Here is a 7,970-nt window from a genome sequence, read left to right on the forward strand (position 1 = left end):
CCTTAAGCTTTATTATGAGTATTATTACCTATCCTTTGGGAATATCCCTAATGAACTATTTTAATTTGTTGCACTAAGAATTTTTTAAGTGCTATAATCAAGCTACAAAATATAAATAATACCTTATTGAGAGTGGTGGAGTGAATGGGCACTGTGAAACCCGGCAACCTAGTTGGTGCTAAATCCCACAGATTTTTATCTGGAAGATGAGGTTTAATGGTCCTCACTTTTGCGTGGGGATTTTTTTATGGATTAAAATTTAAAAGACTTTATAAATTTGACTAAATAAAAAGATTCATACATTAAATCAAGGTATTTAAAATGGAGGAAAGAATAAAATGAAAAAATGGCAATTTAGTTCAGAGTCCGTAACAGAAGGACATCCTGACAAAGTTTGCGACCAAATATCTGATGCCATCTTAGATAAGATTTTGGCAGAAGATAAAAATGCAAGAGTAGCCTGTGAAACTATGGCATCCACAGGCATGATAGTTATAACTGGAGAAATCTCAACAGAAACTTATGTAGATTTTGAAAAAACTGCAAGAGAAGTCCTAGAAGATATTGGATATAACAGGGCCAAATTTGGCTTTGATGGAAACACTTGTGCAGTCCTATCTGCAATCAAGGAACAATCCTCTGACATAGCAATGGGTGTTGACAGGTTTAAGGAAGAAGGAGTAGATGAACTTGACTCCTTTGGAGCAGGAGACCAAGGGATTATGTTTGGATTTGCCTGCAACGAAACAGAAAGCTAATGCCACTTCCAATTTCTCTTGCCCCAAGTTATCAAGAAGATTAACTGAAGTGAGAAAAAATGGTACACTTGACTACCTAAGACCAGATGGCAAGACTCAAGTTACAGTTGAATATGAAGAAGATAAACCAGTAAGACTTAAAAATGTTGTAGTTTCATCTCAACATGCTCCAGAAATTTCTATGGAACAAATTAGGGAAGATATAATAAGAGAAGTTGTAGAAAAGGTTGTTCCAAAAGAATTTATAGACAAGGACACAGAATTTTTCATCAACCCAACTGGCAGATTTGTTATTGGTGGACCAATGGCCGATGCGGGACTTACTGGTAGAAAATAATAGTTGATACCTACGGCGGCTTTGGAAGACACGGCGGTGGAGCTTTCTCAGGTAAAGATCCAACAAAGGTTGACAGATCAGGTGCCTACTATGCAAGATACATTGCAAAGAACCTAGTGGCAGCAGGACTAGCAGAAAAAGTTGAAATTGGACTTGCCTATGCAATTGGTATTGCAAGACCAACTTCAGTTTATGTAGAAACTTTTGGCACTGGCAAATTATCTGACGAAAGAAATCGAAAAGATTATTATGGAAAACTTCGATATGAGACCAGCTGCAATAATTCGTGACCTTGACCTATTGAGACCAATTTACAGACAAACTGCATCCTATGGTCACTTTGGTAGAAATGACCTAGACCTTCCTTGGGAAAAGACTGATAGGGTAGAAGACCTAAAGAAATATCTCAAATAAGACTGCGTTAAAAATTAAATTTAGGGTAAGATAAGAATAGCGGTTAAAAAAACTAACTTAGTATGCTATAATTAAAGAGTAAATTTATTTTTAGAGTCGAGAAGAGGATGGTTATGAAGAAAACTTTTAATTATTTTAGAGCAAACCCATGTGGAAATATAACAGGATTTGTTGTAGCTCCTGTATATCCAGGATATAGAAAAGCTTACACAGACTGTATCATGGAACAAATAGATAAGGATGTAGAGCAAGTTGGATTTATTTCTCCAGCATATGAAGGTGCACCACTTAGGATGGATATGATGGGTGGAGAGTTTTGTGCCAACGCAACAAGAGCTTACGGACTTTACTCTGCAAGCTTCTATGACACAGATGGACTTGTTGATATAGAAGTCTATGTAAGTGGTCACGAAGGAACTACTGATGTTATTGCAGATGTTAAAAATCAAAAGGCTTATGTAGCTTTAGATGCTCCTATTGGCAGAGAAAAGCTAACAATAGATGGCAAAGACTGTACTCTTATTAAGCTTCCTGGCATTAGCCATCTAGTTGTTGAGGAAGAAGAAGATAAAGAATTTGTAGATAAGGCTCTTGAGGTCCTTAAAAAAGACCACAAGGACGAAGCCTATGGAGTTCTTTTCTTTAACAAGGAAAAACTAGAAATGATTCCTTACGTTTATGTAGAAGGTTCTGAAACTTTATTTAGAGAAGGTTCTTGTGGATCAGGAACTATTGCAGTAGTAAACTATCTTGAAGATGACATTGCAAAGCTTGATGAAGATTATAAGATTTCTATTAAGAATCCAGCAGGAGAACTTGAAGTTTTTGTTTATGAATTTGAAGACGGCAAGAAATTCTGTGTAGGTGGCAAGGTTGAACTTTCTGAAGTGGAAAAGAAATCTATAGAGATTCCACAAGACGTTGCCCTAGCAGTTATAGCTGAGCACGATAAGATTGTGGAAGAACACAAGAAGAAAATGGCAGAAGAAGAAAGTGAAAAGTCAGTTGATGAAAGTGACTTAACTGATGAAGAACTTAAAATAATGAGAGAAAAATTTGGATTTGATTAATCCACAAGAGGAGGGGAAGACCCTCTTTTTTATGTAAACTTTTAACAAAAAACCAAAATTATTTTGAATTTGAAAATAAAAAGAAGTTTGAAATTAAGATGAAGTTAATAAAAATTTGAAAACAATTAAAAGTTTATGTGTATAATGTAAGAAGGTGATTAGAATGATAAATGTTGTTGGACTTGGGTCCACTTCTTCAAGAGACCTTACCCTTAAAGCAGTAAAAATTATGAAAAATGGAAATAAAAATTTTTTGAGGACTGACAGGCATGAAGCCCTTTCTTTTTTTGAAGAAAATAAAATAGAATATGAGTCATTTGACTACTTGTACAATGAGATGGAAAGCTTTGATGAAGTTTACAATAAAATTGTAGAAGTTTTATTAGAAGAAGCTAAGGATAAGGAGATAAATTATTTTGTTCCAGGAACTCCCTTAGTTGCAGAAAAAACTGTTAGGCTCCTAATAGATAAAAAGGCTGATATAAATATTGTAAATGGAATTTCTTTTATTGAACCAGTTCTTGCTGGAGTGGGAAGAGACGCCGTTGATGGACTCTTATTTTTAGACTCAGATGCAAAGAAGTTTGACTTCGACACAAGACGTGATACCCTAATAACACAAGTCTATAACAAGAGAATTGCATCAGACCTTTCCCTCCTTCTTCAAGAAGTTTACAAGGAAGATGACATGGCTTATGTAATAACAAACGCTGGACTTGACGATGAGATTGTAAGGAAGGTTGAAATTTATAAACTTCCAAGGATTGATGACTACAACCACCAATCTTGCATTTACATTCCAAGGACAAGTGGCAAAAATCTTCCCCTAATTATGGATAGGCTTGAAGATATTCTGGAAAGAGAAGATATTTATCTAGATGACGATAGTTTTTGAAAAGATAAAAAAACTTTTAATTGAAAAGTCTGAGGACTTATCCATGGACTATGAAAATGAGACAGACATCCTAATTTTATCTATATTATTACTTTTATTAAAAGACAAGGAAGGTCTAGTGGATTTCCGTGAAATTTATGATGAAATATACAAAAAATTGGATAAAATAGCGATTTTTTTAAAATAAATGTAGAAAATAAACTTAACTTAGGTTATAATTGTAACAGTCTTAGGAAAAGAGCCCTTTTAGATCTTGGAATATTAAAGGTTGAGAGGGTCTTAAACTAGGAAAAAGATTAAAGAAAATTCTTCAAGGAGGATATAAAATGAACAAATCAGAATTAGTAGCAAGCATTGCTGAAAAATCAGGTCTTACTAAAAAAGACGCTGAACAAGCTTTAAACGGATTTATCTCTTCAGTTCAAGAAACTTGCTTGAGTTCGGATTTGTCTAACTTCGAAAGTTCCAATATCCAACTAATTTGAAACTTTTTCATAACAACAGATAAAGCAAGAGCTTCTTGAACTGAAGAGATAAATCCGTTTTAAAGCTTGTTCAGCGTCTTTTTTAGTAAGACCTGATTTTTCAGCAATGCTTGCTACTAATTCTGATTTGTTCATTTTATATCCTCCTTGAAGAATTTTCTTTAATCTTTTTCCTAGTTTAAGACCCTCTCAACCTTTAATATTCCAAGATCTAAAAGGGCTCTTTTCCTAAGACTGTTACAATTATAACCTAAGTTAAGTTTATTTTCTACATTTATTTTAAAAAAATCGCTATTTTATCCAATTTTTTGTATATTTCATCATAAATTTCACGGAAATCCACTAGACCTTCCTTGTCTTTTAATAAAAGTAATAATATAGATAAAATTAGGATGTCTGTCTCATTTTCATAGTCCATGGATAAGTCCTCAGACTTTTCAATTAAAAGTTTTTTTATCTTTTCAAAACTATCGTCATCTAGATAAATATCTTCTCTTTCCAGAATATCTTCAAGCCTATCCATAATTAGGGGAAGATTTTTGCCACTTGTCCTTGGAATGTAAATGCAAGATTGGTGGTTGTAGTCATCAATCCTTGGAAGTTTATAAATTTCAACCTTCCTTACAATCTCATCGTCAAGTCCAGCGTTTGTTATTACATAAGCCATGTCATCTTCCTTGTAAACTTCTTGAAGAAGGAGGGAAAGGTCTGATGCAATTCTCTTGTTATAGACTTGTGTTATTAGGGTATCACGTCTTGTGTCGAAGTCAAACTTCTTTGCATCTGAGTCTAAAAATAAGAGTCCATCAACGGCGTCTCTTCCCACTCCAGCAAGAACTGGTTCAATAAAAGAAATTCCATTTACAATATTTATATCAGCCTTTTTATCTATTAGGAGCCTAACAGTTTTTTCTGCAACTAAGGGAGTTCCTGGAACAAAATAATTTATCTCCTTATCCTTAGCTTCTTCTAATAAAACTTCTACAATTTTATTGTAAACTTCATCAAAGCTTTCCATCTCATTGTACAAGTAGTCAAATGACTCATATTCTATTTTATTTTCTTCAAAAAAAGAAAGGGCTTCATGCCTGTCAGTCCTCAAAAAATTTTTATTTCCATTTTTCATAATTTTTACTGCTTTAAGGGTAAGGTCTCTTGAAGAAGTGGACCCAAGTCCAACAACATTTATCATTCTAATCACCTTCTTACATTATACACATAAACTTTTAATTGTTTTCAAATTTTTATTAACTTCATCTTAATTTCAAACTTCTTTTTATTTTCAAATTCAAAATAATTTTGGTTTTTTGTTAAAAGTTTACATAAAAAAAGAGGGGTCTTCCCCTCCTCTTGTGGATTAATCAAATCCAAATTTTTCTCTCATTATTTTAAGTTCTTCATCAGTTAAGTCACTTTCATCAACTGACTTTTCACTTTCTTCTTCTGCCATTTTCTTCTTGTGTTCTTCCACAATCTTATCGTGCTCAGCTATAACTGCTAGGGCAACGTCTTGTGGAATCTCTATAGATTTCTTTTCCACTTCAGAAAGTTCAACCTTGCCACCTACACAGAATTTCTTGCCGTCTTCAAATTCATAAACAAAAACTTCAAGTTCTCCTGCTGGATTCTTAATAGAAATCTTATAATCTTCATCAAGCTTTGCAATGTCATCTTCAAGATAGTTTACTACTGCAATAGTTCCTGATCCACAAGAACCTTCTCTAAATAAAGTTTCAGAACCTTCTACATAAACGTAAGGAATCATTTCTAGTTTTTCCTTGTTAAAGAAAAGAACTCCATAGGCTTCGTCCTTGTGGTCTTTTTAAGGACCTCAAGAGCCTTATCTACAAATTCTTTATCTTCTTCTTCCTCAACAACTAGATGGCTAATGCCAGGAAGCTTAATAAGAGTACAGTCTTTGCCATCTATTGTTAGCTTTTCTCTGCCAATAGGAGCATCTAAAGCTACATAAGCCTTTTGATTTTTAACATCTGCAATAACATCAGTAGTTCCTTCGTGACCACTTACATAGACTTCTATATCAACAAGTCCATCTGTGTCATAGAAGCTTGCAGAGTAAAGTCCGTAAGCTCTTGTTGCGTTGGCACAAAACTCTCCACCCATCATATCCATCCTAAGTGGTGCACCTTCATATGCTGGAGAAATAAATCCAACTTGCTCTACATCCTTATCTATTTGTTCCATGATACAGTCTGTGTAAGCTTTTCTATATCCTGGATATACAGGAGCTACAACAAATCCTGTTATATTTCCACATGGGTTTGCTCTAAAATAATTAAAAGTTTTCTTCATAACCATCCTCTTCTCGACTCTAAAAATAAATTTACTCTTTAATTATAGCATACTAAGTTAGTCTTTTTTTAACCGCTATTCTTATCTTACCCTAAATTTAATTTTTAACGCAGTCTTATTTGAGATATTTCTTTAGGTCTTCTACCCTATCAGTCTTTTCCCAAGGAAGGTCTAGGTCATTTTCTACCAAAGTGACCATAGGATGCAGTTTGTCTGTAAATTGGTCTCAATAGGTCAAGGTCACGAATTATTGCAGCTGGTCTCATATCGAAGTTTTCCATAATAATCTTTTCGATTTCTTCGTCAGATAATTTGCCAGTGCCAAAAGTTTCTACATAAACTGAAGTTGGTCTTGCAATACCAATTGCATAGGCAAGTCCAATTTCAACTTTTTCTGCTAGTCCTGCTGCCACTAGGTTCCTTTGCAATGTATCTTGCATAGTAGGCACCTGATCTGTCAACCTTTGTTGGATCTTTACCTGAGAAAGCTCCACCGCCGTGTCTTCCAAAGCCGCCGTAGGTATCAACTATTATTTTTCTACCAGTAAGTCCCGCATCGGCCATTGGTCCACCAATAACAAATCTGCCAGTTGGGTTGATGAAAAATTCTGTGTCCTTGTCTATAAATTCTTTTGGAACAACCTTTTTCTACAACTTCTCTATTATATCTTCCCTAATTTTGTTCCATAGAAATTTCTGGAGCATGTTGAGATGAAACTACAACATTTTTAAGTCTTACTGGTTTATCTTCTTCATATTCAACTGTAACTTGAGTCTTGCCATCTGGTCTTAGGTAGTCAAGTGTACCATTTTTTCTCACTTCAGTTAATCTTCTTGATAACTTGTGGGCAAGAGAAATTGGAAGTGGCATTAGCTCTTCTGTTTCGTTGCAGGCAAATCCAAACATAATCCCTTGGTCTCCTGCTCCAAAGGAGTCAAGTTCATCTACTCCTTCTTCCTTAAACCTGTCAACACCCATTGCTATGTCAGAGGATTGTTCCTTGATTGCAGATAGGACTGCACAAGTGTTTCCATCAAAGCCAAATTTGGCCCTGTTATATCCAATATCTTCTAGGACTTCTCTTGCAGTTTTTTTCAAAATCTACATAAGTTTCTGTTGAGATTTCTCCAGTTATAACTATCATGCCTGTGGATGCCATAGTTTCACAGGCTACTCTTGCATTTTTATCTTCTGCCAAAATCTTATCTAAGATGGCATCAGATATTTGGTCGCAAACTTTGTCAGGATGTCCTTCTGTTACGGACTCTGAACTAAATTGCCATTTTTTTCATTTTATTCTTTCCTCCATTTTAAATACCTTGATTTAATGTATGAATCTTTTTATTAGTCAAATTTATAAAGTCTTTTAAATTTTAATCCATAAAAAAAATCCCCACGCAAAAGTGAGGACCATTAAACCTCATCTTCCAGATAAAAATCTGTGGGATTTAGCACCAACTAGGTTGCCGGGTTTCACAGTGCCCATTCACTCCACCACTCTCAATAAGGTATTATTTATATTTTGTAGCTTGATTATAGCACTTAAAAATTCTTAGTGCAACAAATTAAAATAGTTCATTAGGGATATTCCCAAAGGATAGGTAATAATACTCATAATAAAGCTTAAGGTTATTACCTTTGATGCAAACTCATAATCAGAATTCATCTGCTTTGTAAATATAAAACAGTTGGCTGCA

Annotated in this window: 8 protein-coding genes, 2 pseudogenes and 2 riboswitches; of the genes and pseudogenes, 5 read left to right on the top strand and 5 right to left on the bottom strand. The window is 34.4% G+C overall.

Features of this window, described 5'->3' with window-relative positions; genetic code table 11:
• The first annotated feature begins 120 nt into the window (after nucleotides 1–120).
• Nucleotides 121–213: riboswitch (SAM riboswitch) on the top strand.
• Nucleotides 214–338: 125 nt separating this feature from the next.
• The 5 genes and pseudogenes from metK (DRZ96_RS00535) to DRZ96_RS12450 all read left to right on the top strand — a co-directional run bounded on the left by metK (DRZ96_RS00535) (nucleotide 339) and on the right by DRZ96_RS12450 (nucleotide 3,959).
• Nucleotides 339–1,509, top strand: a pseudogene (gene metK, locus DRZ96_RS00535) (methionine adenosyltransferase).
• 113 nt (nucleotides 1,510–1,622) lie between these two features.
• Nucleotides 1,623–2,579, top strand: a complete 957-nt coding sequence (locus DRZ96_RS00540) for a hypothetical protein (RefSeq protein WP_112889214.1) — start codon at nucleotides 1,623–1,625, stop codon at nucleotides 2,577–2,579.
• A 163-nt stretch (nucleotides 2,580–2,742) separates the two neighbouring features.
• On the top strand, nucleotides 2,743–3,474 hold the full coding sequence (locus tag DRZ96_RS00545; RefSeq protein WP_256584706.1) for an SAM-dependent methyltransferase: 732 nt from the start codon (nucleotides 2,743–2,745) through the stop codon (nucleotides 3,472–3,474).
• Entirely contained in the window at nucleotides 3,458–3,661 is a 204-nt protein-coding gene (locus tag DRZ96_RS11170; RefSeq protein WP_256584707.1) for a hypothetical protein, read from the top strand. Before DRZ96_RS00545 ends, DRZ96_RS11170 begins: the two co-directional genes overlap by 17 nt.
• A 139-nt stretch (nucleotides 3,662–3,800) precedes the next feature.
• Entirely contained in the window at nucleotides 3,801–3,959 is a 159-nt protein-coding gene (locus tag DRZ96_RS12450; RefSeq protein ID WP_112889240.1) for an HU family DNA-binding protein, read from the top strand.
• On the opposite strand, the gene DRZ96_RS00555 is transcribed toward DRZ96_RS12450, so the two are convergent.
• From DRZ96_RS00555 to metK (DRZ96_RS00570), 5 genes and pseudogenes are all read right to left on the bottom strand, one after another.
• Nucleotides 3,951–4,094: an HU family DNA-binding protein gene (locus DRZ96_RS00555; RefSeq protein WP_172605430.1), complete on the bottom strand. Its 144-nt coding sequence runs from the start codon at nucleotides 4,092–4,094 to the stop codon at nucleotides 3,951–3,953. The genes DRZ96_RS12450 and DRZ96_RS00555 overlap by 9 nt on opposite strands.
• 139 nt (nucleotides 4,095–4,233) lie before the next feature.
• Nucleotides 4,234–5,151 (bottom strand): SAM-dependent methyltransferase, encoded by a 918-nt coding sequence (locus DRZ96_RS00560; protein ID WP_112889215.1) that lies wholly within the window; start codon nucleotides 5,149–5,151, stop codon nucleotides 4,234–4,236.
• A 165-nt stretch (nucleotides 5,152–5,316) separates the two neighbouring features.
• Nucleotides 5,317–5,724 (bottom strand): hypothetical protein, encoded by a 408-nt coding sequence (locus DRZ96_RS11180; protein ID WP_256584708.1) that lies wholly within the window; start codon nucleotides 5,722–5,724, stop codon nucleotides 5,317–5,319.
• Between the two features lie 2 nt (nucleotides 5,725–5,726).
• Complete coding sequence (locus DRZ96_RS11185; RefSeq protein WP_256584709.1) at nucleotides 5,727–6,272, bottom strand: hypothetical protein; 546 nt, start codon at nucleotides 6,270–6,272, stop codon at nucleotides 5,727–5,729.
• Nucleotides 6,273–6,387: 115 nt separating this feature from the next.
• Nucleotides 6,388–7,561: pseudogene (gene metK / locus DRZ96_RS00570) on the bottom strand (methionine adenosyltransferase); the annotation flags it as partial.
• Nucleotides 7,562–7,690: 129 nt separating this feature from the next.
• A riboswitch (SAM riboswitch) is annotated at nucleotides 7,691–7,783 on the bottom strand.
• Between the last annotated feature and the right edge of the window lie 187 nt (nucleotides 7,784–7,970).

The organism is Peptoniphilus harei, from assembly GCF_900454685.1.
Lineage (GTDB): Bacteria > Bacillota > Clostridia > Tissierellales > Peptoniphilaceae > Peptoniphilus_A > Peptoniphilus_A harei.

Excerpts from the sequence above, each read along its gene's own strand:
- DRZ96_RS00540 (WP_112889214.1), top strand. The coding sequence starts at position 1,623 with ATGAAGAAAACTTTTAATTATTTTAGAGCAAACCCATGTGGAAATATA.
- DRZ96_RS00545 (WP_256584706.1), top strand. The coding sequence starts at position 2,743 with ATGATAAATGTTGTTGGACTTGGGTCCACTTCTTCAAGAGACCTTACC.
- DRZ96_RS11170 (WP_256584707.1), top strand. The coding sequence starts at position 3,458 with ATGACGATAGTTTTTGAAAAGATAAAAAAACTTTTAATTGAAAAGTCT.
- DRZ96_RS12450 (WP_112889240.1), top strand. The coding sequence starts at position 3,801 with ATGAACAAATCAGAATTAGTAGCAAGCATTGCTGAAAAATCAGGTCTT.
- DRZ96_RS00555 (WP_172605430.1), bottom strand. The coding sequence starts at position 4,094 with ATGAACAAATCAGAATTAGTAGCAAGCATTGCTGAAAAATCAGGTCTT.
- DRZ96_RS00560 (WP_112889215.1), bottom strand. The coding sequence starts at position 5,151 with ATGATAAATGTTGTTGGACTTGGGTCCACTTCTTCAAGAGACCTTACC.
- DRZ96_RS11180 (WP_256584708.1), bottom strand. The coding sequence starts at position 5,724 with ATGATTCCTTACGTTTATGTAGAAGGTTCTGAAACTTTATTTAGAGAA.
- DRZ96_RS11185 (WP_256584709.1), bottom strand. The coding sequence starts at position 6,272 with ATGAAGAAAACTTTTAATTATTTTAGAGCAAACCCATGTGGAAATATA.